General features: G+C 38.4%; 25 protein-coding genes and 1 pseudogene. All 26 read left to right on the forward strand.

The genetic code is table 11. The features are described 5' to 3' along the window. Positions 1 to 82 precede the first annotated feature (82 nt). The 26 genes and pseudogenes from P9L98_03155 to P9L98_03280 all read left to right on the forward strand — a co-directional run bounded on the left by P9L98_03155 (position 83) and on the right by P9L98_03280 (position 22083). Entirely contained in the window at positions 83 to 640 is a 558-nt protein-coding gene (locus P9L98_03155) for a flavin reductase family protein (GenBank protein ID MDP8216303.1), read from the forward strand. Position 641: 1 nt separating this feature from the next. Continuing rightward, positions 642 to 1259, forward strand: a complete 618-nt coding sequence (locus tag P9L98_03160; GenBank protein MDP8216304.1) for a hypothetical protein — start codon at positions 642 to 644, stop codon at positions 1257 to 1259. A gap of 99 nt (positions 1260 to 1358) precedes the next feature. Continuing rightward, complete coding sequence (locus tag P9L98_03165; GenBank protein MDP8216305.1) at positions 1359 to 1580, forward strand: DUF167 domain-containing protein; 222 nt, start codon at positions 1359 to 1361, stop codon at positions 1578 to 1580. A 1-nt stretch (position 1581) separates the two neighbouring features. Next, a complete protein-coding gene (locus P9L98_03170) occupies positions 1582 to 2352 on the forward strand; it encodes an SAM-dependent chlorinase/fluorinase (GenBank protein ID MDP8216306.1) in 771 nt (256 codons plus the stop codon). 1 nt (position 2353) lies between these two features. After that, positions 2354 to 3769 carry a cysteine peptidase family C39 domain-containing protein gene (locus P9L98_03175; protein MDP8216307.1) on the forward strand — a complete coding sequence of 472 codons (1416 nt, stop codon included), beginning with the start codon at positions 2354 to 2356 and terminating at the stop codon, positions 3767 to 3769. 61 nt (positions 3770 to 3830) lie between these two features. After that, positions 3831 to 6643 (forward strand): annotated as a pseudogene (gene uvrA / locus P9L98_03180) (excinuclease ABC subunit UvrA). A 53-nt stretch (positions 6644 to 6696) separates the two neighbouring features. Next, positions 6697 to 9093, forward strand: a complete 2397-nt coding sequence (locus tag P9L98_03185) for a tetratricopeptide repeat protein (protein ID MDP8216308.1) — start codon at positions 6697 to 6699, stop codon at positions 9091 to 9093. A 12-nt stretch (positions 9094 to 9105) separates the two neighbouring features. After that, positions 9106 to 9723: a MotA/TolQ/ExbB proton channel family protein gene (locus P9L98_03190; protein MDP8216309.1), complete on the forward strand. Its 618-nt coding sequence runs from the start codon at positions 9106 to 9108 to the stop codon at positions 9721 to 9723. Next, positions 9723 to 10163, forward strand: a complete 441-nt coding sequence (locus P9L98_03195; protein MDP8216310.1) for a biopolymer transporter ExbD — start codon at positions 9723 to 9725, stop codon at positions 10161 to 10163. The genes P9L98_03190 and P9L98_03195 overlap by 1 nt, the downstream gene beginning before the upstream one ends. After that, the gene (locus tag P9L98_03200; GenBank protein MDP8216311.1) at positions 10160 to 10696 is read left to right on the forward strand and encodes a hypothetical protein; all 537 of its coding nucleotides are present in this window, start codon (positions 10160 to 10162) and stop codon (positions 10694 to 10696) included. Before P9L98_03195 ends, P9L98_03200 begins: the two co-directional genes overlap by 4 nt. Further along, complete coding sequence (locus P9L98_03205) at positions 10693 to 10926, forward strand: hypothetical protein (protein MDP8216312.1); 234 nt, start codon at positions 10693 to 10695, stop codon at positions 10924 to 10926. Before P9L98_03200 ends, P9L98_03205 begins: the two co-directional genes overlap by 4 nt. Positions 10927 to 10974: 48 nt before the next feature. Then, positions 10975 to 11172 (forward strand): winged helix-turn-helix domain-containing protein, encoded by a 198-nt coding sequence (locus P9L98_03210; GenBank protein ID MDP8216313.1) that lies wholly within the window; start codon positions 10975 to 10977, stop codon positions 11170 to 11172. A gap of 172 nt (positions 11173 to 11344) precedes the next feature. After that, a complete protein-coding gene (locus P9L98_03215; protein ID MDP8216314.1) occupies positions 11345 to 11560 on the forward strand; it encodes a helix-turn-helix domain-containing protein in 216 nt (71 codons plus the stop codon). 59 nt (positions 11561 to 11619) lie between these two features. Then, on the forward strand, positions 11620 to 13119 hold the full coding sequence (gene pilM, locus P9L98_03220; GenBank protein MDP8216315.1) for a pilus assembly protein PilM: 1500 nt from the start codon (positions 11620 to 11622) through the stop codon (positions 13117 to 13119). Beyond that, the gene (pilO, locus tag P9L98_03225; GenBank protein MDP8216316.1) at positions 13116 to 13673 is read left to right on the forward strand and encodes a type 4a pilus biogenesis protein PilO; all 558 of its coding nucleotides are present in this window, start codon (positions 13116 to 13118) and stop codon (positions 13671 to 13673) included. Before pilM ends, pilO begins: the two co-directional genes overlap by 4 nt. Further along, positions 13670 to 14011 (forward strand): hypothetical protein, encoded by a 342-nt coding sequence (locus P9L98_03230; protein ID MDP8216317.1) that lies wholly within the window; start codon positions 13670 to 13672, stop codon positions 14009 to 14011. The genes pilO and P9L98_03230 overlap by 4 nt, the downstream gene beginning before the upstream one ends. A gap of 9 nt (positions 14012 to 14020) precedes the next feature. After that, positions 14021 to 15442: a secretin N-terminal domain-containing protein gene (locus P9L98_03235; GenBank protein MDP8216318.1), complete on the forward strand. Its 1422-nt coding sequence runs from the start codon at positions 14021 to 14023 to the stop codon at positions 15440 to 15442. A 1-nt stretch (position 15443) separates the two neighbouring features. Next, positions 15444 to 17165 (forward strand): ATPase, T2SS/T4P/T4SS family, encoded by a 1722-nt coding sequence (locus P9L98_03240; GenBank protein MDP8216319.1) that lies wholly within the window; start codon positions 15444 to 15446, stop codon positions 17163 to 17165. A gap of 5 nt (positions 17166 to 17170) precedes the next feature. Further along, positions 17171 to 18397 carry a type II secretion system F family protein gene (locus P9L98_03245; protein ID MDP8216320.1) on the forward strand — a complete coding sequence of 409 codons (1227 nt, stop codon included), beginning with the start codon at positions 17171 to 17173 and terminating at the stop codon, positions 18395 to 18397. A 2-nt stretch (positions 18398 to 18399) separates the two neighbouring features. Then, positions 18400 to 18801: a hypothetical protein gene (locus P9L98_03250; protein ID MDP8216321.1), complete on the forward strand. Its 402-nt coding sequence runs from the start codon at positions 18400 to 18402 to the stop codon at positions 18799 to 18801. An 11-nt stretch (positions 18802 to 18812) separates the two neighbouring features. Further along, positions 18813 to 19199: a prepilin-type N-terminal cleavage/methylation domain-containing protein gene (locus P9L98_03255; GenBank protein MDP8216322.1), complete on the forward strand. Its 387-nt coding sequence runs from the start codon at positions 18813 to 18815 to the stop codon at positions 19197 to 19199. Between the two features lie 10 nt (positions 19200 to 19209). After that, positions 19210 to 19596, forward strand: coding sequence for a prepilin-type N-terminal cleavage/methylation domain-containing protein (locus P9L98_03260; GenBank protein ID MDP8216323.1), 387 nt, complete (start codon positions 19210 to 19212; stop codon positions 19594 to 19596). A gap of 19 nt (positions 19597 to 19615) precedes the next feature. Then, positions 19616 to 20674: a type IV pilus twitching motility protein PilT gene (locus tag P9L98_03265; GenBank protein MDP8216324.1), complete on the forward strand. Its 1059-nt coding sequence runs from the start codon at positions 19616 to 19618 to the stop codon at positions 20672 to 20674. A gap of 2 nt (positions 20675 to 20676) precedes the next feature. Next, on the forward strand, positions 20677 to 21105 hold the full coding sequence (locus P9L98_03270; protein ID MDP8216325.1) for a prepilin-type N-terminal cleavage/methylation domain-containing protein: 429 nt from the start codon (positions 20677 to 20679) through the stop codon (positions 21103 to 21105). Positions 21106 to 21107: 2 nt separating this feature from the next. Continuing rightward, the gene (locus tag P9L98_03275) at positions 21108 to 21596 is read left to right on the forward strand and encodes a hypothetical protein (GenBank protein MDP8216326.1); all 489 of its coding nucleotides are present in this window, start codon (positions 21108 to 21110) and stop codon (positions 21594 to 21596) included. Beyond that, positions 21550 to 22083, forward strand: a complete 534-nt coding sequence (locus P9L98_03280) for a pilus assembly PilX N-terminal domain-containing protein (GenBank protein ID MDP8216327.1) — start codon at positions 21550 to 21552, stop codon at positions 22081 to 22083. The genes P9L98_03275 and P9L98_03280 overlap by 47 nt, the downstream gene beginning before the upstream one ends. Positions 22084 to 22454 lie beyond the last annotated feature (371 nt).

Below are 22454 nucleotides of genomic sequence, written 5' to 3' on the forward strand. Positions count from 1 at the left end.
TTTAGGAAAAAAGCTACCTTTTGTTATAATTACAATTCATTTTATTTTTATATTCAGCCCATAAATGTTACAATATTTTATTATGACCAAAAGAGAAATATCTTTAGATTATGCACATAGACTTTTAAACCATGGTTGCGTTATTCTTGTGACATCTCATTTTAGAGGCATTAATAATATCGTTACTCTATCTTGGCAGATGCCTCTATCGTCTAAACCGAGACTCTTTGCTCTCTCTGTCTCTAGAAAGCATTTTTCAAATAAGTTAATAAAAAGAAGTAAAGAATTAACCATTAACGTACCTGGAAGAAATCTGATTAAGGAGGTTCATTTCTGCGGTTCTTATACAGGTAAAAGAGTTAATAAGTTTGATAAAACAGGGCTTACTCCAACAGCCGCAGATTTTATTGCAGCACCTCTTATTGAGGAGTGTTTTGCCAATATCGAGTGTAAGGTATGCAATATGTATAATGTAGGTGACCATACTCTCTTTATAGCAGAGGCTTTGCGAGCTTCGGCCGACCCTAAATGGTTTGATGGAAGATTCCTGAAACTGGATGATAAAGGTATGGAAACATTGCATCACCTGGGAGAAGATCGCTATATGATATCCGGGACTGTTATAAGGGCAAGGCGGTAGAGTGATTAACAGAAGGGATGATATCAAAGCTGTTATTTTTGATCTCGGCAATGTAATTGTCTATTTTGACCATATGATAGCAGCTAAGAAAATATCTGAATTTTGTTCTAAGAGCCCGGAAAGTATATACAGTATGTTTTTCTCCTCTGCTTTAGCTGAGAGTTTTGACAGCGGAATTATAGGAGAGGGGGATTTTTTTGAAGAGGTAAAAAAGGTGCTGGGAATTGACGACAGATTGAATCAGGAGGATTTCTACGAAATTTGGAATGATATCTTTTGGATAAACGAATCTATTATCGAAATCATCAAAGAGACCAAGAGGCTTTATGGAGAGTTTTCGATAATATCCAACATCAATAAACCCCATTTTGAATATATTTGGCAAAAATTTGGACTGGTAAGAGAAGCCAGCAAGGTGGTTTTATCATATGAAGAAGGGGTCTTGAAACCCAATAAACGGATATATAAATGTGCCCTTGATCTAATAGGACATCTTGCACCCGATGTTTTCTATACAGATGACAGGATAGAGTTAGTAACTGCTGCTGAAGAGATGGGTTTTAAAGCGGTACAGTTCAATGATGCGGTAAGTTTGAAGCAGCATCTTTTTAAGTCCTGATTTTAATCAAACATCATTAAATCAGAGGTTCTGTTTTCAGTATGATGGATTTTAACTTCAACTGGTTTTAAATAATCGTTTAAGGTATACTGTTTCTCTGTGAAGATAAATGTTAAAATCACCCCTAATGCCAAGAAATTTGGCATAATAGAAGAGCAGGGTGTTATAAAAGTTAAAGTTAATACTCCAGCCAAAGAGGGCAGGGCTAACAAGAGTTTGGTCAAGATGCTTGCAGATTATTTTTCGGTGCCGAAGTCTAGAGTCAAAATATTAAAAGGCGAAAATTCGCGGAATAAAGTTATTAATATAATAAAGGAATAATATGATTGCTTTGCTGACCGATTTCGGGTTTAAAGATGAGTATGCTGGAGTTATAAAAGGGGTGATATGTTCAATCAACCCCAGGGTAAAAATAATAGATCTCTGCCACGAGATTCCGGCTCAGGATATTCTCTGGGCAGCTCTGCTTATTTATAAGTCCTGTTCTTTCTTTCCTGCAAAAACAATCTTTCTCTGTATAGTTGATCCAGCAGTAGGCTCTAAGAGAGATATTGTTATTGTAAAAAAAGATAGCCGTTATTTTATTGCTCCCGACAACGGCCTCTTAAGTTTTATTGTTGGGGAGACAAGGGGTCTAGAGATTATTAAGGTTAATCCTGATGAGATTCAGCTTCAGCCCTTGAGTTCGACTTTTCACGGCCGTGACATCTTTGCGCCTTTGGCAGCTCATTTGAGTATAGATAATAATATTTCAAGATTTGGTGCGGCTGTAGAGAGCATAAAACTAATAGAGTTTCCTCAGCCAGAGATTACAGACGGTAAGATAATAGCCATGGTAATACAGATTGATAGGTTCGGTAATTTAACAACCAATTTAGAGAGAGATGTTTTTGAAAAGTTAGGCTGGAAAAATTTAGAGATTCAATTAAGAGATAGTATAATCAGAGAGATATCCAATTGTTATGAGAAGAAGAGAGACTCTATTGCAATATGGGGTTCCAGAGGTTTATTAGAGATAGCGGTACCTGATAATAGTGCTGCAGATATTCTGGGTTTAAATAGAGGCAGCATTGTTATTATAAAACGAAAATAAGATGAAAAGATTAACGGCAGTTGTTTTCTTTTTAATTTTAACAAGCAGCGTCTTATATGCAGAGAGCCTATATTCTGCATCCTGGGCCTTAAAAAGCCTATTAGAGCACTATTGCCAGAATGTAAGTCTCTATGCTCTTGAAAATCAGCTTCAGAGAGAGAGTCATACCCTCTCTCTAGAGGAGAGCATTATAAAGGTTGCCAGGAAGAACGGTGTATACTTAGGTAGATTTTATTTAAAATATGCAGAGAGAGATTTTTCTAAAGTAGCTGAGCCCTTTATTGCACCCCTAAAAGGCGGTTACTATTTTATATATCCTGAAATTGACAGAGTAAGGCTTATCTCTGCAAAAAGTACGGAGACATTATCAAAAGAGAACTTTTTAAAAATCTGGGATGGTGAGATATTCAGTATTCCGCTGCCGGGAGTGATGCTGCAGCGAAATAGGCCTAAAGATTTGAAACAGAAAATAGTCTTTGTCTACTCTTATCATAAAGAGGAGTTCTATCTTTTTAGGCAGCTTTTTGATGATTTATATCAAGAAGCGTTGAGATATTCTTCACCTCTTTTATATATTGATGAGCTGGGTTTAATTCCCAAAGAGTCTATAGAAAAGGTGATTGCAGATAGAGGATTGACAGAGAAAGAGGCTTTCAATGAAACCAGAGAGGCTCTTTTGAATGAGCTTAAATTGATAGAGAACGGCAGAAGTATCTATGATTCTACAGAGTTTTATCATGAAATATATAATTACTTTGCCAAATTAAGTTTAAGAATAGAGATAGAGGAATTGCAGTATGAGAATTGGAAGGCCATAGTTGCTTTTGATGATTTGAACTTAAATCAGCTTGCAGTTACTCTCTTCTGTAGAGGAAATATAGAGAGATATCTGGATATTATAGAGCAGTACAATGAAGGTTTCTGGCAATATAATGTAATAATCAGAGATAGATTTTTTTTGAATCAGATAGAGAGAATTGCAGAGGAGAACCCTCAAAGTACGATATTTACTCTTAGAGGTTTAGGCCACTTTGGTATTGATGAGAAAATAGATTTAACAGATTTTGCAGTAGAGGTAGCTATTATAGGAGAGGGCGAATTTTATAGATTATTAGTTCCGGATCAGTTGATTCAGATTTTAAAAAGAAATGAAGTTACGTTGAGTCCAAAGATTGAAGAGCAATATTACCTCAGAGCTTTTCTTACTGAGTGTCTTAGAAATTATTATCAGAATAAGTTAAATTTTAAAATATCAACGGCTACTCTTAAGGCCAATAGAGGTCTATCTTTACTCTCAGATATTGCTATATACAGGTTGGCCCGCGATATAGAACATGCCATAGCAGAGGGCAGGCTAAGGACTACAGAATCTGTTTATGATTATGTTTACGCTTGGGTGGAGAAAAGAGATCGTTGAACCTTGATCTTCTCTTTAGATTTGGAGATAAAGAGAGCCAATAAAAAATTTTAGCTCCCCTATGAACAAAAATAAATCTTTTGATAAAATTCTTATTTTTGGGGCCAAGATGCATAACCTCAAAAATATAGACCTCTCTCTACCGCGGAACTCTTTTATTGTCTTTACGGGTTTGAGCGGGTCCGGGAAATCTTCTCTTGCTTTTGATACTATCTATGCAGAGGGCCAGAGAAAGTTTGTTGAGAGTTTAACCGCTTATGCCAGGCAGTTCTTAGAGCAGCTTAGTAAGCCGGACGTTGATAGGATAGAAGGTCTCTCTCCCACGATATCTATTGAACAGAAAACTGCCAGAGGTAATCCGCGCTCTACTGTCGGAACCCAGACGGAGATCTCTGATTATCTTCGGCTTCTCTTTGCCCGAGTCGGCGATGTGCATTGTTATAAATGCGGACAGTTAATCCAGCAGCAGAGCGCTCAGGAGATAATAGAGAAGGTACTCTCTTTAAAAGCTGGTGGAATGTTAAAACTTTTTGCCCCGCTCCTTAGAGGTAGAAAAGGAGAACATGCCTCGCTCTTTAGAAAGCTAAAGAAGGAAGGGTTCATTAAGGTTAAAGTCGATAATGTTCTTTATGATTTAGAGAACCTACCTCGGTTAGAGAAGAATAAAAAACATACTATAGAACTATTAATAGATAGGTTTACTCTTAGCGCAGATAGCAGAGAGAGATTGATAGACTCTGTTGAATTGACTTTAGAGTATGGAGGGGGGCTATGTTCGGTAGAATATAGACTGGGAAGGGAAAAAAAGAGAGAGCTCTTCAGCCGACATTTTGTCTGTACCAAATGTAATATAAGCTATGAAGAAGTGGAGCCCAGGAACTTCTCTTTCAACAGCCCTTATGGAGCTTGCAGCACCTGCTTGGGGTTAGGTACTAAATTAGAGGTTGATCTTGATCTGGTAGTGCCGGATAAGAATAAGAGCATACTAGAGGGAGCTATTGAACCCTGGAAAAAAGGCGGCCGGGGCTACATGTTGTATTACAGAAGATTGCTGCGTGCTTTGGCGGAATGTTATGAATTTAGCCTGAATACACCTTTTAAAAGATTATCCAAGAGAATCCAAGATATTATTCTTTATGGCAGTGAAGAGTACATTTATAACAGAAAATATGAGGGAGTTATACCCCATGTAGAGAGACTGTTTAATACAACAGAGAGTCCTTATTTAAAAGAAGAGCTCTCTAAATATTTAAGCAGCTTGCCTTGCCCGGTTTGTGAAGGCAGAAGGTTAAAAAAAGAGAGCCTGGCTGTAAAGATAGGCAACCTCTCTATATCTGATCTCTCAGACCGTTCTGTTAAAGATGCTATAGATTTTTTTTCACAGATAAAATTTGGCTCTATGAAGACTGAGATATCTCAAGGCATAATTAGAGAGATTCTGAGAAGACTCCGCTATTTAAGTGATGTTGGATTGGACTATCTCACGCTTAATAGAAGGAGCAATACACTCTCAGGGGGTGAATCTCAGAGAATAAGGCTGGCTACTCAGATAGGTTCAGGTTTAGTAGGGGTCAGCTATATCCTTGATGAACCTACAATAGGGCTCCACCCTTGTGATACCGGCAGACTTTTGAAGATATTGCGTAAGCTTAGAGATATAGGCAATACTGTGATTGTTGTAGAGCATGATGAGCAGATAATTAAGAGTTCTGATTACATTGTTGATCTTGGTCCGGGTGCCGGCAAGAATGGCGGTGAGGTTGTTTATCAGGGGAATTTAAGAGGGCTTCTTGAGTCTAGAAAATCTTTAACCGCTAAATATCTAAGCGGTAATTTACAGATTGAGATTCCTCAAAAAAGAAGAGATTATAAAGATAAACCTTTTATCAAAATCATGGCCGCAGAAGAGCACAACCTTAAGAGTATAGATATTAAGATATTTCTGGGTCTTTTTGTCTGCGTTAGCGGAGTCTCTGGTTCCGGAAAGAGCACGCTTGTCAATGAGATACTCTACAGAGTTTTGAGCCGCAAGCTCTACCGGAGCAGATTGAAGCCGGGTAAACATAGAGCAATAGAGGGTCTGGATAATGTTGATAAAGTTATCGTTGTCGATCAGCTGCCCATAGGACGTACACCCCGCTCTAATCCAGCAACCTATACAGGACTCTTTGCTCCGATAAGAGAGTTCTTGCTCTCTTACCGGAATCAAAGATGAGAGGCTATAAGCTGGGCAGGTTTAGTTTTAATGTCAAAGGTGGCCGCTGCGAAGCCTGCAGAGGAGATGGTGTAAAAAAGATAGAGATGCATTTTTTACCAGAGATATATGTTCCCTGTGATTTATGTAAAGGCAGGAGATATAATGAGCAGACTCTGGATATAAAATATAAAGGAAAGAATATTGCAGAGATATTAGACTTGACCGTTGAAGAGGCTATAGAGCTCTTTAAAGAGATTCCCAAAGTATATTCAAAATTAAATCTCTTAAAAGATGTTGGCCTTGGCTATATTCATCTCGGTCAGCCCGCTACTACATTATCCGGAGGAGAAGCGCAAAGAATAAAATTAAGCACAGAACTCTCTAAACGTGGGACGGGTAAGACACTCTATCTTCTGGATGAACCCACTACGGGTTTGCATTTCTCCGACATCGAAAAACTCTTAACTGTGTTGCAGAGGTTGGTTGATAATGGGAATACAGTCCTCGTTATAGAACATAATTTAGATGTTATAAAATCCGCAGATTATATTATTGACCTGGGTCCGGGAGGAGGAGATGATGGAGGCGATCTGATTACAACAGGAAGCCCGGAGGAGGTTGCAAAATGCGGAAGATCCCGAACAGGATTATTTTTAAAAGAGATATTGAGAAGATAAATTCGGAATGTTATTATGAGTCATAGGAATTACTTTAGCTATTAATTTATAAAATGAAAAAAGTATTCTGTTCTCTAATCCTTGTTTTTATTATATCTTCTTTTTGGTCCCGGGTTTTTGCAGGAGAGGAAGAGGATTATTCTGCCCTTAAGCAGAGCTTTAGCGATAGTTTCTATAGCCTTGCTTTAAACGGTTGTAATGCTTTTTTTAAAAAATATCCCAACTCCGATTTTAAGGAAGATCTCTCTTTAATCAAGGGTTTAGCACTATTTTATCTCAAAGAATATCCTCAGGCGGTTGGGATATTTGAAACTCTTCGAAATTCAAAAGATGCCAGGATAAGGCAGGAGGCTATTTTCTATCTCGGTAAACTCTATGCTTTAAGTAGAGAGTATGATAAAGCTATTGAACTCTTGACCCAGCTTTTTGAATTAAATGAAGATGTTGTTCTGGGCAGTTTAGCCGGCTATGAACTGGGGTTGATTTACTTTAATAAGAGAGACTACAGCAAGGCCGTTGAATATTGGGAAGAAGTTTTGAAGAGGCCGGCTATATCGGAAGATATAAGAGCAGAGTTGATACATAATTTGGTTCAGGCGTATATTAAGGTTGAAAATATAGATAAGGCTAAAACAGCTATTAAAGATAGTATAGATAAAAAGACGGCGGAGTATTATTTTTTGAGAGGCAAGGTAGACTATTTAAACAAAGAGTATCTATCTAGCCTCGATAAGTTTAATCAAATTGTCCAATCCGATTTCTCTCCCTTTTGGATACAGAAAGCAGAGCTATCTAAAGTGTGGGTCTATATAGATATTGAACGTTACAGAGAAGCTGAAGAGATTCTTTCCTTGCTAGAAGATATAGTCTTAAAAGATCTTGAGGATGAGTTGTTTTATTTGAAACCATTTCTATTTTATAAGAAGTCTAAATTTAGTCCGGCAATAAGAAATTACCAACGTTTTATCTATAGGTATAAAGATTCTGATTGGTATCAGAAAGCTTTTATAGAGCTAGTCGATTGTTATTACAATGTCAATAAACTTTTGCAGGCAGAGAAGATGGCCTTAAAATTCTTGGCTAAAGAACTCTCTTCTGACTCTGCCGATCGAATGCGCCATATGCTAGGCTGGGTCTATTACAAAAAAGGCGATTTAGAGAAAGCAGTTGTAGAGTTTGAATCAGTAGCCAATAATAGTAAAGATATAGACTTAAAGATAAATTCTTTATGTAGGGTAGGAGATCTTTTAGCAGAGATGGGTAGGACCGAAGAAGCAATGGATGAATATAATCTGATTTTAAGGGAGTATCCGGATTCACTCTATGCTGAGTATGCACAGTATCAGCTGGGTATATACTTGTTTCAGAAAGGAGATTATGAAGGTGCTATTTTAGCCTTTCGCGCTGCTATAGAGAACTTTCCTTCCTCACTCTTGCTTGATAAAGTACACTTCTATCTTGCCGGGGCCTATTTTAAACAGGGTGATTATGAAATGGCTTTAACTGAGATCGAAGCTTTTCTTGGTTCTGGACCCAGAGAAGACTTCAGAAAGAAAGCCTCTATCCAAAAAGCAGTCTTGCTTTACAATCTTGGGGATTACAGGGAAGCTGAAGAGTTCATCAAGGGTAGCGAAATTTTGGATCCCGACCCCTATGCCCACTTCGTTTTAGCCAAGGTATATTTAAAAGATAAAAAATTTCAAGATGCGGATAGAGAGTATGATTGGCTGAAAGAGAATTTGGACGATCCGGATATGCTTGCATACTTCTATTTTCATAGAGCCGAATTAGATTTCTATCTTAAAGAATGGGATAGAGCCTGCTCTAATTTCCAGAATGCTTATCAGATAGCCAGAAAGGAGTATCTTAAAGAGCAGTCTTTATATTGGCAGGGCTGGTGCTATTATAATAAAAATGATTTAGAGAAAGCGTTTGATATATTTGATATTTTAAAAGATTCTAAAACTCTCTCTCAAGAGGCAAGATATAATATAGCTTTGATTTTTAATGCTCAAGGCAGAGCTGAGCAGGCTATAAAGGTTTTAGAAGCTATAGCCGGTCAAGAAGGGCGGTTTAAGAGACTTGCAGTGCTAAAACTCGGCGATATTTATAAGGAGAGAAATAATCGTCAGAAGGCTTTAGGGCAATATCGTAGCCTGGAGGTCTCTCCTTACGATATAATTGCTGCCGAAGCCAGTTTTAAGATCGGGGAGATCTATGAAGTCGAGAATAAGGTTGAGGATGCTATCCTGCAGTATTTAAGCCTCTCTGTTTTATATAGCGCAGAGTTATCTTTTGTAAATAAATCAAGGATTCGGTGTGCCAGGTTACTGGAGAGAGAGGCTAGATATGAAGAGGCAGAAAAAATCTATAGAGAGGTAGCTATTACATCTTCTGAAGAAGCTGTATATGCGAAGGCAAGGTTAAAGAGATTAGAAGAATTAAAATAAAGGAGGTAGTATATGTGGAGCATGATTAGAGAAGGCGGACCGTTGATGTATCTTATACTCTTATGTTCTGTTGTTGCATTTACGGTGATTATCGAAAGAATTATAACTTTAAGCAGAGCTAAGATAGATGTCCCTGCTTTTATGGATAAAGTTCTTGATGCCGTTAGAAGAAATAGGATTATGGCTGCAATAGAGATGTGCGATAGAACTTTTTCTCCCGTTGCAAGCATTATAAAAGCAGGGCTGCTTAAGCAGGCTGCAAGCAGGCAGGAGATCAAAGAAGCCATGGAAGAAGCTGCCTTAGTCGAGGTTCCAAAACTTGAAAAGAATCTCAATATTCTTGCAACTTTAGCCCATGTGACTCCGCTCATAGGCCTTCTGGGTACTGTTACGGGTATGATTCAGGCATTTCAGGTAATTCAAGAGAAAGCCGGTGCGTTGAGCCCTGTTAGCCCGGGAGATTTGGCCGGCGGTATTTGGGAGGCTTTAACTACTACGGTAGGAGGCCTCTCCGTGGCTATCCCTACTCTTGTGGCTTATAATTTTTTGGTTACGAAGGTGGATAGTTTTGTTATCAATATGGAGAGAGCCTCAACAGAGCTGGTACAGGTTGTAAAAGGAGAGAAATAATGAGATCTAAGGCTGTAAATTTTAGACCCGGCGGATTCAATATTCCCCGTAAGACCTGTTTGCTCAAAGGAGATATAGATATTACGCCTCTCATTGATTGCGTATTTCTTCTGCTTATATTTTTTATGCTTTCATCTTCTTTTGTTAGGCCTGCCGGTATAATTGTCAATCTTCCCAAAACTGTAACAGCAGAGGTTTTAAGAGAGGAGAAGTTTGTTATAGTTATAACAAGCGATAATATAATACACCTGGAGGAAGAGGTGGTTACGGTAGATGATTTAAAAGAGGTTTTGGCTCAGAGAAAACAGAAGATAGACTCTCTGCTTATCAAAGCTGATGAAGAGGCTTCTCTGGGTAAGATCATTGAAGTCTGGGATATGTGCAGAGAACTTGGAATTGAGAAATTGAATATTGCGACTTTACAGGTAAGAATAGATTGAAAGTGTTTGTTTTGGCTTTTATCCTTTCTTTTCTCTGGCATGGTATTTTTATTTTTTTGATTCAGCCCGATTTTCTTAAAATAGAGATTGATTTTGGTATTCCCAAGATAAAGTTCTGGGGAAAGGTTTTTCAGAGTATTCGACCGTATCCCGATAGACAGGCAGCAGATAGAGAAGAGGCATTTTTTTTAGAGGAATTATTTAACTCAGAAATTACCCCAGAAAGGTTTTCCAAGGAACCCTACAGAGTCTCTTATCAGCCTCTGCTTTCGGTAAAGAGTAAGCCGGATCTAAAGGATATAGATTTGAGCAGGCAAGATTTAAAAGAGTATATTGTAGTTTCATCCGGCTTGGGAGTTCGGGGGTTGAGTTATACTGTCGAAATTGATGATAATTCGCAGCCTATTATGGTGATAGCAGACACTATGAGCGGTGACTTTATTCAGGATTCCGAAAATTGGATAAAGATAAAAACAAGTTTTTTCTATTCTCCGATTAAGAGAGAGATTCTGTTTTCCGGAGAGGAGCTATGAGTCTTAAATTAGAATGGATAATATTCCTATTTTTGTTCTTACCCTTATCAGCCATTATCCTGCTCTGGTTATTTTCGTGTCAAGAGAGAAAAGGTGAGAGCCAGCTTAGGAGAGATAAGATTTGGGAGTGTGAGATATGCTATGGTGTCTACAGAGCAGATGGCAGGGACGAGATAAGTAAGTGTCCTCTCTGCGGCAGCTATAATAAAAGAGGGCCAGCATCTTTTTAGTTTATTTTTTTATCTTTTTAAGATAAAATGAATTTAACAAGGAGAGAGATGATTACCGAAGTTGGAATAGTGGCTGGAGAGATTTGGAACTATCTTGATAAAAACGGCAGAGTCTCTCTTAAAAAACTCATTTCAAATATAGAGAAGCCTAAAGAGATAATTCTCATGAGCTTGGGCTGGCTGGCCAGAGAGGGCCATGTTGTTTTAGAAGGGAAGAAAGATTACAAAATAAGTCTTAGGAAATAATCTCCTTCTTAATTCCATGTTATTGTAACCCGTCTGTTTAAACATCTCCGTAGAGATATTATATTATAGTAAAAGTAATTTCTTGACAATAGAGTTGAAATAAGCTAAAAAGAATATAGTCTATATGAAGTTAATATTATAGGAGTAAATTGAGTTAAGAGGAATTAATATTATGGGTAAGTTAATGGATGTTAGTGAACTGGCTGATTATCTTAAGCTTGAGAAGCAAACTATATATAATTGGTTGCATAAAAAGAAGATCTCAGGTATTAAAGTCGGCAGGGTCTGGAGATTTGATAAGAATAGTGTTGATGAATGGCTGAATTCACGCATAGTTCCTGCTAACCCCAGAGACGATAAAGAGACAAAAACACTTTTTGATAGATAATTATATAGTTTTTTGAATAGGTGGTTAACGAAAATGTATCTTAATCTGAATAAAATATTATGGCAAAGATAACTACAACAATAGAGATTAAGCGAGATATTTTACGGGTTACACAGCTCAAGAGAGGTTTAAAAGATATCTCACTCCTTGGGCATGTAGAAGAGAAGCTTCCCTTTGTTCCTGCTCTGGATCTGGATGAGAATGTAGAGTTAATAATTGCAAAACTCAGAACTCTTTTTCAGAAGCTCCCTCTGCGGCCCAAGAATCCTATATTTATAATTCCGACATCCGAGATAATGCTTAGATTTTTCGACCTCCCTTATATAGGTAAAAAAGAGAGAGCGGAGGCCATAAAATACGAAGCCCAGAAGTATATTCCTTTTGCTATTGATGATATTGCCAGCGACTTCTATATTCCTTATGAGATTAAAAGCAAAGAGATGCGTGTTGTCTATATGGCCGTAAAACATGAGGTTCTTAGCAGATATGTTCATATAGCTTCTAAATTGGGTATAAAAATTTCTGCTATTGAACCTTATCCTTTCAGTATATTGAGATCTCTGTTTACTTCAGGTGATTTAAAGGCAAAAGATTTTGTATTGATCCTGGATTTAGACTATGCCGGCTCAACAATACTTGTTACCCAAGGGCTCAATCTGTATATTGCCAGAGATTTTATTGTTTCGACTGTCTCAGAGATAACCTCGGCACAGGTTCTGAACAAAATAGTATTTGAGATAAACCGTACAATTGACTATATGATTAAGGAGTTTCCCCAGCAGTCGATAAAAGAAGTGATATTAACCGGTGAGGTTGCTAATGAAGAGATCCGTGAGAGTTTGATGAATGCTCTCAATGTCAATGTTAAGCTTGCATCCCTTGAAAATAAAATAGCGGCTGCCGAAAAAGATATTGTTAAAAAACATCTTGGTATCATTGGGGCAGGCTTGAGAAGTCTTATCAGCTACGATATCGATCTGGATTTCTTTTCGGACTATAGAGGCAGAGCAGAGCAGGCAAAAGGTTTAAGAATAAAAGATCTAATTCCTAAAGAGCTTATTCGCGACCTAATCTTTATATTTCTGGGGCTACTTGTGAGCGGCTTCTATCTTAAATATCAGATGCAGTCTGTGGAAAAGATAGAGCATAGCATATCTCTGCCGGCCGGTTTAGCAGGCGCAAAAATCAAGAGTCTTCAAAAAGATATAAAAGAGCTGGAGAGGAAAACAGTATTTTTAAAAGATATTTTAAATCAGCGGGCAAAATTTACAGATGTTTTCAATTTTCTGCCTGCAAATCTGACAGACGGTATCTGGCTGGATAGTATGGAGATTAAAAACTTCGCTAAGAAGAAGACCGTAAAGGAATTGCTTATTTCTGGCTATGGCTACGACAATGATAGTAAAGGGGTGGATTTAATATATAATCTTTTAGATAAATTTAATCGTTCTAAAGAAGCTAAGAGCCTATTTCAAGATATCAAAATATTAAATGTAGATAAAACGGAACTGGAAGGTTTTGATGTAATCAGATTCTCTCTAAAGGCGGTAATGAGATGACAGTAAGAGCTATTTATAGAAGGATACATTTTTTCGTATTTCTTATTCTATTGATACTCTTCTTTGGGATTTTCTATAATCTTAAAGTTACTGCTGAACTTTCAAAGATGGATCACCAATTAGACCAAATAAGCAAAAAGCAGAAATTGCTAAAAACATATAAGGAGAAAATTGAATTAATTGGGAAGCTTGATAAGTTAAGCAAGTTTTTTCCTCAAACTTCAGATACGCACTGGTTGATAACAAATATGAACAGTGTGACAAAAAAAGAGAATATCGAAATAATATCTGTTAAGCCCTTACCTCTTAGCAGCGAATCTTTCTATAACCGCCTGCAGGTTGTATTAGAAGTAGAGGGATCTTACCATCAGGTAGGAAGGATGGTTGCTCTTATAGAGAGTGCAGAGAAATATTTTCAAATAAAAGAACTTCAGGTCGAGCCGGTCTATGAGAAGACTGGTAAGGGGAAAGTTAAAAGCATAGCTAAAGCTGATGATGGCAATGCACTGCTAAACTGGCAGATAACCATAACCACCGTAATGCCGAAGATATGAGAACCTTTAGAGCAGTTGTAATCTTATTTGCGTTATCTTTTGCAGCAAAGACGGCTTTACCAGAGATTGAGTACAATACAGATAATTTAAGGGATCCCTTTAAATCCTATCTGCCAAAGTCTAGCATTTCAGAAAAGACATCTTCAACTATTCTTAAAGAGTTATCTAAGGTGCGGCTTTCAGGCATAATATGGGGCGAAGGAGCGCCTCTGGCTATTATTAGCGGCAAAATATATAAGGTGGGAGACAAGATTTTAGGCATAAAGATTGTTGATATCACCAAACAGGGTGTTCTTTTAAACTACAAGGAATCAAATTATATTTTAAAGCCTAAATAGGAGGTTATAATGAGAGTTTTTAAAAATACTCTATTAATGTTCTCTCTGATACTGCTTACATGGCCTGCATCAACACTAGCTATAGAGAAGGATATCAATATTAAAGGTAAGAAGATATCCCTCGATTTTAAGGATGTCGGATTAAAGGATATTTTAAAAGCATTCTCTATGCAGTCGGGTATGAATTTTATTGCCAGCGATAAGATAGAAGATAAAAAGATTACCCTCTATATGGAGAGTGTCCCTGTATCCAGTGCTTTAGACACCATTCTTAAGGCCAACAACCTTACTTATGAGCAGCCATCGGGAACAAATATTATAATGATTAAAGAGATGAGAGTTCCGGAGGTTGAGACACTGACTCAGATATATAAACTGAATTATGCAAATGCTGAAGGCGTTAAGACTCTATTTGATGCTATGAGTAAAGTCAAAAAGATAGAAGAAGTCTCCTCTGCGGGAAGTAAAGTCAGCAAGTCTTTTAGCCAGGGCGTACTTTCAGAGTACGGTAAGATTGCGGCTGATACCCGTACAAACAGTCTGATTGTTACCGATATCCCTGCCCGCTTTCCTATAATAGAGGAGGCTATTGCAAAGCTAGACGAACCTACTCCTCAGGTTATGATAGAGGCTGAAATTTTAGAGGTTTCAACCGACTATATGGAGCAGATAGGAATTGATTTTGGAACTAATGGTTTTGCGAAAATTACAGGTGCTGTCAAAAATACAGAGCTTCTATTCAGAGATTTAGCGGGGACTCCTTCTACGGATAATGCTGCATACGGAACGATATCTACAAGCAGTTTTACAGCAATTCTTGATATGCTTAAATCAGATACCAAAACAAAGGTTTTGGCAAGGCCGAGAATTCTTACTTTAAACAATGAGACGGCCGAGATAAAGATAACGGCAGAGACTGCAGTCTCAGAGATAACAGAGAGTTTTTCGGATGAGAGTAGAACCGAGACCTCTGCAGAGAGAATAGAGACAGGAGTCAGTCTGATAGTAACCCCTGTAATTAACAATGATGGTTATGTGACAATAAAGGTTGAGCCGAAGGTTACAGAACCTAAAGACTCTAAATTTTTCAAAGGTACTTATGTAGATCCGCATACCCGCTCCGCCAAGACAACAATAAGAGTTAGAGATGGAGATACGCTTGTGATGGGCGGTTTAATAAAGCTTGATGAGACTATCACGGTTAAGAAGATTCCGTTTCTTGGAGATATTCCAATTCTCGGCAGGGTCTTTAGGCATAATTATACTTTGACCGAAGATAGGGAGCTGATAATATTTATAACCCCGCATATTGTAAGAGATTCTCATTATAATGTCAGTCAGGCCTTTCAGGTTGAGAGAGAGTTTTCTGTTGAAGAGTCGGCGGTGAACAAAGAGCAGGCTATAGAAGAAAGTTTAGAGGGACTCAATTAATATGGCGATAAGAGAACGGGTCGGCGAGATACTGATAAAAGAAGGCTTGATTGCAGAAGAAGACCTGGCTCAAGCTATGGAGCATCAGAGAGAGAACGGCGGCAAGCTCGGTGACGTATTGATAGCTATGGGTTTTGTTACCGAAAAAGAGATTGCAGCTGCTCTAGGTAAACAGCTCGGCATATCTTACATTAGTATAGCCAGCGGGAATTTAAGACCTGCTCACGACCAGGGTCTTGAAGTTTTGATATCTGAAGAGGTGGCAAGAAAATATCTGGTATTGCCGATATCGAGAACGTTTAACTCTCTAACCGCTGCAGTGGTTGATCCTCTTGATTTTATAACAATAGATAATTTACGAAAAATAACCAATTGTGATATTAACTCTGTTATTACTACTAAGGCTGAAATACTGCAGGCCATAGATGAGTTTTACGGTCCTCGCGATGTTTTTAAGGAAGCTATAGAGAGTTCATATGAGAAAGAGGAAAAGAGTGTAACTACTTCTTTGGAAGAGATCTCCGAAGATGAAGTTGTTAGCCTTGACAGGCTCATTGCTAAAGCAGAAGAAGCTCCGGTTGTTAAACTTGTCGATCTTATTATAAGGCAGGCGATAGAAGAAGGAGCAAGCGATGTACATATAGAATCTCTCGAGAAGAAGATGAGGTTACGCTATAGGGTTGATGGAGTTCTTCAAGAGAAGCCGCCGCCGGCACCGCATTTAAAACTTGCTATAGTATCCCGCATAAAGATACTCGCTAAGCTTGATATAGCTGAGAAACGGCTTCCTCAGGACGGAAGTTTTGTGATGAAGCTTGAAGATAGGCTTGTTGATTTCAGAGTCTCTGTTATACCTACTATTTATGGCGAGAAGGTTGTAATAAGAATATTAGACAGGTCCCAGCTGCCGCTTGATTTAACACAGATGGGGTTTGGCCCTAGCCAATTAGAATCTTTTAGAGAGATTATAAATCAGCCTTATGGAGTGGTATTTCTTACCGGACCTACCGGAAGCGGTAAGACGACTACGCTCTATGCAGCGCTAGAGGAGATAAATAGTCCGGATAAGAATATTATCACTATTGAAGACCCTGTTGAGTACCGGCTTGACGGTGTAAATCAGGTTCAGGTTAAGCCTCAGATAGGATTGACTTTTGCCAATGCGCTAAGGTCTTTTTTAAGACAGGATCCGGATATTATCCTGGTTGGTGAAGTCAGAGATTTAGAGACTGCAGAGATCTGTGTCAGGGCTGCATTGACAGGACATTTCGTCTTATCAACACTCCATACAAATGATGCAGCATCCGCAATTACACGTCTTATGGATATTGGAGTCGAACCCTATCTATTAACTCCATCTCTGTTGATGGTTGCAGCCCAGAGGTTGGTTAGGAAGCTCTGTTCTAACTGCAAGGAGGCATATGAGCCTACAGGGGATATATTGAAATATTTAAAGGTGAAAAAGGATCTGGTTTTTAAAGCCAAGGGTTGCGACAAATGTAGGTGGACAGGCTATATTGGAAGAGCAGCTATATATGAGTTAATATTGATAGACTCTGATATGCGCGATATGATTACAAAGCATGCCGATGCTCAGAAGATGAAGAATTTAGCTATTGAGAAAGGTTTCTTAACACTCTGGGATAGCGGTATTGCTAAAGTGGAAGAAGGAATTACAAGCGTAGAGGAAGTATTGAGAGTAACACTTATAAAAGAAGATTGATCTAAATGGCCAGCTATATCTACAAGTGCAGAACTCCTAAAGGCGGGATTGAAAAAGGCAGCTTAGATGCTGTTGATAAGTCTAAGGCGATAGACAGTCTTCAAGAGAGAGGTTTGGTGATTATCTCTCTGAAAGAGAGCGGGGAGCTGTTTAAGGCAAAGCAGGCATCCAGAAAGAGAAGTTTTAGGATCCGGGTTAAGATCGATGACCTGGCTTCTCTTGCCAGGCAGCTTGCGACGCTGCTTGATGCAGGGGTTCCGCTCCTGCGCTGTATAGAGATTGTCAGAGAGCAGGTTGAGGTGAAATCTCTATATAACGCTTTAGACAGGATAATGAAGGACGTTGAGGCCGGTGAAACATTAAGCGGAGCGCTCTCAAAACACCCTAAGATATTTTCAGAGTTCTGGGTAAACTTAATAGCTACGGGTGAGACCAGCGGACAACTTCCTTTTGTCCTTATGCAGCTCAGTGATTATATGGAGTCTGCCTCGGCCTTACAGAGAAAAGTCGTATCGGCTCTCATCTACCCTGTACTTTTAACGGCGGCTTCTACGGGAGCTTTAATTATTTTCCTTACCATTGTTGTTCCTATGTTTGCTCAGCTCTATAGTTATTTCGGGGCAGACCTTCCGGCTCTGACCCAAGGCATAATAACTATGAGTAATGTTATAAAACAATGGATGCCTCTCCTGTTGATACTTGCAGCTGCCGGGGCATTTTTTATTATAAAGTTTAAATCCAGTAAGCAGGGAGAGCTGTTTTTTGATAATCTAAAAGTAAAAATCCCAGTCTTGAATGCCCTCTTTTTTAATGTTGTGCTTTATAGGTTTAGCAGCGGTCTTGCCATGCTTCTTAAGAGCGGTGTTCCTATTTTGTATTCTCTCGAGGTTGTAGCCAATGCTGTTGCTAATAAAGTTTATGAGAGCATAATAATACAGACAAAAGATAAAGTGAGAGAAGGAGATTCGCTTGGCGCGACACTGGGCTTATACTCTCAGCAGTTTCCGCCTTTTGTTACCAATATGGTAAGAGTGGGTGAAGAGAGCGGGAATCTTTCCGGTATGCTCGGTCATTTAGCCAAGTATTACCAGAATAAGGTTGAGACCGTGATAGAGCGCCTTCCTTACATAATTGAACCGGTTATTATCTTGACAATAGGCGGTGTAATCGGAATAATCGTAATCGGAATGTTTCTCCCTATATTTGGTCTTGCAACAGCAGTCGATATGTAAAGATGAAAGGATGGACGTTAAGAGAGACTTTATTAACGGTTTTAGTATTGGTATTGATCTTTGTTTTTTTAATGCCGAAATATATCATAACTACAAAGAGGGCATTAGCTCAGGAGGCTGTTAGGACAATATATCTTATGGAAAATGTAATTAACAGCCATTATATCCAAAGCGGTGTCTTCTCTTTTGATTTAGAGGAGCTTAACCTGGATAGATTAAATAATATCGAAGGGGCTAATTTTATCTATCATATAACCGGGTCAGGGATAAATAATTATGAAATATTGGCTTACGGGGAAGATAACTCAGCAGCAGAAGGGATAATGGTCTCATATGTTTTTCCGGATAAATCCTACTATGTGGAATACTTAGGCAAAGTTATAACAGGAAAAAAAGTAAAATAAGGAGGTGTTAAATGAAAAGAGGTAAAGGGTTTACAATGCTTGAGGTTTTGATTGTTATTATTATAATAGCGATTCTTGCTACCTTTGCAATTCCCCAGTATCTTAAAGCTTCAAAACGTGCTATTGCATCTGAGGCTGTTACTACATTGGGTGCTTTAAGAGGCGGACTTGCACGATATTATCAGGAATATAATACTTTAACTTCAGACTTAGATGAGCTGGATGTAGATAATCCGGATGATGTGCCTAATGCCAATTTTAGCTATACGATAGATACAGGCTCAGATGATCTGAGCGATTATGAGCTTACTGCTGATGGAGAGTCTGGTACCCGAGCTGATGGAATAACCGTTACATATACAGCTGACGATAATAAAATAGATATAGATTATCCGTAATATAAATTTGTTGAAAGAGGAAAGTGCTTTTACAGTCTTGGAAATTATAGTAGTAGTTGTTATTATTGCGATATTAGCTTCTCTTACACTGCCTAATCTTAGTAAAACTTTGAGTAAGAATAGAGAGAAGCTTGCAGTATCTAACCTTAAAATGATATTAAACGCTGAGAAACTATATAGGGCAAGAAATGACAAGTTCTTTCCCGATTCAGGCGACGAAGCAGAATTAGATAAGATAAATGAAAATCTTAATCTGGATATTGAGAGTCAATATTTTGATTATACTGTTAAGGCTTCAGGTCAATATTCTTTTAAAGCCTACGCAAAGGATAAAAATAGTCCCGGTATAGAGTATATAATAGACCCCGAAGGTACTATTGAGTATCCGGATGATTAACCGGAATACGGGAGTTTCTATGAAAGAGAGAATGGACGGTTATCTTAAGAGGACGGTTGAAAAAGGTGCAACCGATTTGCATCTAACAGCCGGCAGGCAGCCGCAGCTGAGGATAGACGGTAAACTTGTGCTCATGGATGATAAGGTACTTATGCCGGAAGAGATAGAAGGGCTGGCTTTCTCAATTCTTGAGGATACTCAGATCGGGCATTTTAGAGCCCAAAAAGAGCTTGATACAGCGTATGGATTAAAAGGCGTAGGGAGATTTAGAATAAATCTTTTCTATCAGAGAGGTTCTGTTGGCTGTGCAATAAGATTTATTCCTTTTGAGGTCCCTAGAATAGAGGAACTGGGTCTGCCGTCTGTTTTACGGGAATTTTGCGGAAAATCATCCGGGCTCTTCCTCGTCTGCGGGCCTACAGGGTGCGGAAAGTCAACTACTCTTGCGGCAATGATTAAGCATATTAATTATACCCAGGGTTGTAATATTGTAACAGTTGAAGATCCGATAGAATATCTGCATAAACATAATAAAGCTACGGTAAATCAGCGTGAGCTGGGCAGAGATACCCATTCTTTCTCAGAAGCTTTGCGTCATACTGTAAGACAAGACCCCGACGTGATTATGATAGGTGAGATGCGCGATTTAGATACTATGCAGGCAGCGCTCACTCTTTCTGAAACAGGGCACCTTGTTCTTGCCACACTCCATACTGTAGATGCTCCTAATTCTATTGCCAGGATAGTAGATGTCTTCCCGGCTTATCAGCAGCAGCAGATAAGATTACAGCTTTCACTTGTGCTTTTGGGGGCAATAGTGCAACAGCTGATACCCAAAAGAGATGGCAAGGGACGTATATTGGCTTATGAGCTTATGAAGGCAACGCCTGCCGTTAAGAATATGATTCGTGAGAATACGCTTCATCAGATATACTCTGTACTTCAGATGGGTAAGGGCGAAGGTATGATGACTATGAATCAATCTCTGATAGAACTCCACCGCAAGAATCTCATAACTCGGGAAGAGGCTATAAAGAGAAGCCCCAATCCTGAGGAGCTCAGAAGGATTGTTCTTTAATTATGCAAAGGTATAATTTCCTTAGAGTAGGTAGGAGAGAAAAATCTTTTACCATGCTTGAGATTCTTATCGCTGTAATTATCGTTTCAATTCTTGCTACGCTGGCAATTATGCAATATACAAAAGTTGTTGAGAAGCAGCACGGCAGGAACGGCATAACCTATCTTAAAGCAGTACGATCTGCCCAGATAAGATATTATTTGGATAACGATACATTTACTGATAATTCAGAGGAGCTCGATATGACAGGTTATATCGGCTCAGAAGGGGAAAAGTGTTTTACTCTATCCATTGATGCAGGCAGCGGTAATACTTTTACTGCCACTTTAACCAGGGTTAATTCAGCTAAATATGAAGGTTCGGCCATTACCATCAATCAGAATGGCGGTATGACAACAACAGCTCCTGATATATATGTTCTTCCAGAATAGTTATGAATAGAAAGTCTATAACCCTGATGGAGCTTGTAGTTGCAATGAGTATAGTAGGTTTTATACTTGTTGCAGTTGTAACATATAATCTAATAGGGGAGAAGTTCTACCAATCGACAAGCAAGCAAGTAGCAGTGTTAAACGATGCACAGTATTTGATGGAACAGATGGCGAAGGACATTAAAAAGGCAGAGACTCTAAGTTTCTTTGGGGGTATGCTTAGTATCACAAACGAAGACGGCAATGTTATCTATGAGTTGGCAGCAGATGATGATGGAGATGAAGATACTTATGAGATCTATTATACAAATCCTGGAAAGTCTATAGAAGATGAGTTTTTTGCTAAGAATGTAGTGTTATTCAACGTAGATACCTCGGCCATAAATGATAACAGGGTTACTGTTGAGCTTAAAGTTGCTATTGTCGAGGAGGGAACAAAGGTAAATGAAGAGTCTCATTATATCACGACCTTCTATCTTAGAAACAGATAGAGAGAAGGGTGCAGTTCTAATCCTTGTCGTTGCAATCCTTATGGTTGTATTTGTTTTGGCGCTGGCTTTGATTATGCTTTCGACTTCTCAAGAGTTCTTATCTAGTGCGCAGAAAGAAGATTTAGAAGGATTCTATATAGCCGAAGCACAGATTCAATGGGCGGCGCTAAAACTAAGAAGCGCCTCCGATTATACAGGAGGGTCGTCAGGAAGTGATATCTATGAGCCTGATGATGCAGATTTGGCTTCACGGATCGAAAAGATTAAAATAGTAGTTGAATTAGAAGATGGAGGTTATGAAGATATTGACAATGCGCTTTGGACAATAAAGGCCTATATAGAGTTTAAAGAGAAATTGCAGAAGAAAAGCACTATTGTCAGAGTTGATGCTGATTTAGAAAAAAGAGTTAGTATCATTACAGATGGTAAACAGATAGACTATGAAATTACCAACTGGCGTGAGATAAGACCGCCTGAAGAACCATAATAAAACAGAAGAATAAAACTCTATGAAGAGAAAAAGTTTCACTAATTTCAAATTAGACATGTTTTAGAAATAATTGCTATTTTGGTTTTTATTGTAAACAAAAGTTTACATTTAATTTTTTGTTCTCGACTCCATTTTCTTTGCTCTCTAACTCTTTATTTTTCAAGACTTTAACAGTCGATAAATATTTATAATTATTATCTTCTTGGCATGGATATTGAGTGTTATATAATAGATAAAGTAGAAGAATAACTATGAAGAGAAAAAGTTTCACTCTAATAGAGGTAATAGTAGCTGCAGTCTTATTGGCTATAGGTGTAGGCGGCGGTATAACAGGATATAAGATAGCAGATAAGCAGATTGAAAGAAGC

It is taken from the genome of Candidatus Kaelpia imicola (assembly GCA_030765505.1).
GTDB classification, from domain to species: domain Bacteria; phylum Omnitrophota; class Gorgyraeia; order Kaelpiales; family Kaelpiaceae; genus Kaelpia; species Kaelpia imicola.

Coding starts and splice junctions, on each gene's coding strand:
- P9L98_03155 (MDP8216303.1), top strand. CDS start 83: ATGACCAAAAGAGAAATATCTTTAGATTATGCACATAGACTTTTAAAC.
- P9L98_03170 (MDP8216306.1), top strand. CDS start 1,582: ATGATTGCTTTGCTGACCGATTTCGGGTTTAAAGATGAGTATGCTGGA.
- P9L98_03175 (MDP8216307.1), top strand. CDS start 2,354: ATGAAAAGATTAACGGCAGTTGTTTTCTTTTTAATTTTAACAAGCAGC.
- P9L98_03185 (MDP8216308.1), top strand. CDS start 6,697: ATGAAAAAAGTATTCTGTTCTCTAATCCTTGTTTTTATTATATCTTCT.
- P9L98_03190 (MDP8216309.1), top strand. CDS start 9,106: ATGTGGAGCATGATTAGAGAAGGCGGACCGTTGATGTATCTTATACTC.
- P9L98_03195 (MDP8216310.1), top strand. CDS start 9,723: ATGAGATCTAAGGCTGTAAATTTTAGACCCGGCGGATTCAATATTCCC.
- P9L98_03205 (MDP8216312.1), top strand. CDS start 10,693: ATGAGTCTTAAATTAGAATGGATAATATTCCTATTTTTGTTCTTACCC.
- P9L98_03210 (MDP8216313.1), top strand. CDS start 10,975: ATGATTACCGAAGTTGGAATAGTGGCTGGAGAGATTTGGAACTATCTT.
- P9L98_03215 (MDP8216314.1), top strand. CDS start 11,345: ATGGGTAAGTTAATGGATGTTAGTGAACTGGCTGATTATCTTAAGCTT.
- pilM (MDP8216315.1), top strand. CDS start 11,620: ATGGCAAAGATAACTACAACAATAGAGATTAAGCGAGATATTTTACGG.
- pilO (MDP8216316.1), top strand. CDS start 13,116: ATGACAGTAAGAGCTATTTATAGAAGGATACATTTTTTCGTATTTCTT.
- P9L98_03230 (MDP8216317.1), top strand. CDS start 13,670: ATGAGAACCTTTAGAGCAGTTGTAATCTTATTTGCGTTATCTTTTGCA.
- P9L98_03235 (MDP8216318.1), top strand. CDS start 14,021: ATGAGAGTTTTTAAAAATACTCTATTAATGTTCTCTCTGATACTGCTT.
- P9L98_03240 (MDP8216319.1), top strand. CDS start 15,444: ATGGCGATAAGAGAACGGGTCGGCGAGATACTGATAAAAGAAGGCTTG.
- P9L98_03245 (MDP8216320.1), top strand. CDS start 17,171: ATGGCCAGCTATATCTACAAGTGCAGAACTCCTAAAGGCGGGATTGAA.
- P9L98_03250 (MDP8216321.1), top strand. CDS start 18,400: ATGAAAGGATGGACGTTAAGAGAGACTTTATTAACGGTTTTAGTATTG.
- P9L98_03255 (MDP8216322.1), top strand. CDS start 18,813: ATGAAAAGAGGTAAAGGGTTTACAATGCTTGAGGTTTTGATTGTTATT.
- P9L98_03265 (MDP8216324.1), top strand. CDS start 19,616: ATGAAAGAGAGAATGGACGGTTATCTTAAGAGGACGGTTGAAAAAGGT.
- P9L98_03270 (MDP8216325.1), top strand. CDS start 20,677: ATGCAAAGGTATAATTTCCTTAGAGTAGGTAGGAGAGAAAAATCTTTT.
- P9L98_03275 (MDP8216326.1), top strand. CDS start 21,108: ATGAATAGAAAGTCTATAACCCTGATGGAGCTTGTAGTTGCAATGAGT.
- P9L98_03280 (MDP8216327.1), top strand. CDS start 21,550: ATGAAGAGTCTCATTATATCACGACCTTCTATCTTAGAAACAGATAGA.